The sequence below is a fragment of the bacterium genome, from assembly GCA_040753555.1.
Classification (GTDB): Bacteria; UBA9089; UBA9088; order UBA9088; family UBA9088; genus JBFLYE01.
In genome coordinates this window covers 1-1747 of sequence record JBFMDZ010000314.1, presented here as the reverse complement: position 1 = coordinate 1747, position 1747 = coordinate 1, and the positions used below count along the sequence as shown (strand labels likewise).

General features: G+C 33.5%; 1 pseudogene. It reads right to left on the bottom strand.

The features are described from left to right. Positions 1-634: 634 nt before the first annotated feature. Positions 635-1615 (bottom strand): annotated as a pseudogene (locus AB1630_12975) (IS110 family transposase). Between the last annotated feature and the right edge of the window lie 132 nt (positions 1616-1747).

Sequence of the window (1747 nt, the reverse complement as noted above, 5' to 3'; positions counted from 1 at the left end):
TATAAGCTCATCTTTAGCATTTACCGTAAAGATTACCCTTATTCTTCCTATCCTTAACCGGTAAAACCCTTCCCATTCTCCTTTTAACCTCCTTATATCCGCATACAAGAAATCTTTATTTTCTAACCACATTTCTATGTTTTTTATCTTTTTCTTTAGCAATTCCTGGATTTTCCTAAATTCCCCCTAATTTAGGCACTATATTAAAGATTTTACCCTTGACAAATCGTTTTTTTATTGTTTTATTATAATGCCTATATAGGCATTATGAGTTATGTAGGCATAAAAAATTCGGCAACAAGAAATATGCTTATGAGGTAATTTCTTATTGGGATTCCAAGAAGAAGGCTTCTCTATGAAATTAAGACTTGAAATAGGAGATAAATGGACGATAGAAGAGCTTTTATTGATAATGAAAAATCTTAAAGTGCAAGGTATATGAAAATGAGTTGATAACTATGGAACTTACTAAACAACAAAAACAGATAATCAATGCCCTTGACATCCCAGTGCTTAAAACACAGGGAATTTAGGAAATTATATTGTTTTGAATTTTCAATTTTAGTCATTTGAATTTGTTTTAAGATTTCGAATTTCGGATTTAATTTGTTCCATTAAAGCTAATCCTTCTATGTCAATTTTTTTTAAATGTTTCTAATTCTCCTTGTGATTGCTTCTTTAAGTAAGTTTGTTTCTTTTTTAACATAGCATAGATGATTCTGCTAAGTTGCCGTGCTAAACATATTATCGCTTGCCAATGTGTTTTTCCTTGGTTTCTCTTACGATAATAATATGCCTTTGATTCAGGATTTATTCGCAATTGAGTAAAAGCAAGGAGACAGAAAGCATTCTTTAGCCTTCTACTATATCTCTTCCGACATCTACCCCTTTCTTTGCCTTTGCCACTTTGCCATCTTACAGGAGCTAAACCACTGTAGGCAGCTAACTTATCACTGTTTTTGAATTTTTCTATCTCTCCTATCTCGCCTACTATCTGGCAACTAAGATAGTCTCCCATTCCAGGCATAGTCCTCAATAACTTGACATCAGGGTCTTCTTTTGCGATTTCTTTTATAGCCTTATCTATCTCTTCCAGCTCCTCTTTAAGGGTCTTTATAGTTTTTATGTATGACTTTGTTTCCAGGTTCAAAACAGCAAGATATTTAGTAAGCTCCCATTTCCCTGCTTTTTTAAGCAAAGCCATCTTCTTCTCTCCTATTTCTTCTTTTACCTTGTGGTAGTGATTTAAAGCCTCATCAATAGTGGGGTATTTTTCAAAGAAGGAGAGTGCTTTTTTAGAGGAGATATCCGAGAATATCTGCTTATAAAGACTCCCATATCCCTCAGTAAGAGCAATATGCAGCTGATTGGTGTATTTTGTTTTGAGAAGAACTATGTTTCGTCTTATCTTAGCCAGCTTTTTTAAACTAGCCTTTTCTTCATTAGTTCTTAATAGGGGTAAATTCTTGTGAATAAGAAGGGTTTTGGCAAGCAATTCTGCATCAGTTCTATCTTCATGTTGCTCTGTAAATATTTCCCGAACCCTCTTTGAAATTTGAGGATTTACCTCTTTTACCCTAAACCCTCTTTTAAGCAAAGAAAGTAAAAGGGTATTTCCACAACTAGTGTGCTGTCCCTTAAATAAGGTATGTTATATTTTACAAGGTTTTCCTGCATATGTCCATGCAAATGGTTTTGCTTTTTTGTTGTAATATTCAATATACTCCAATAACTTCTGTTTTAATGC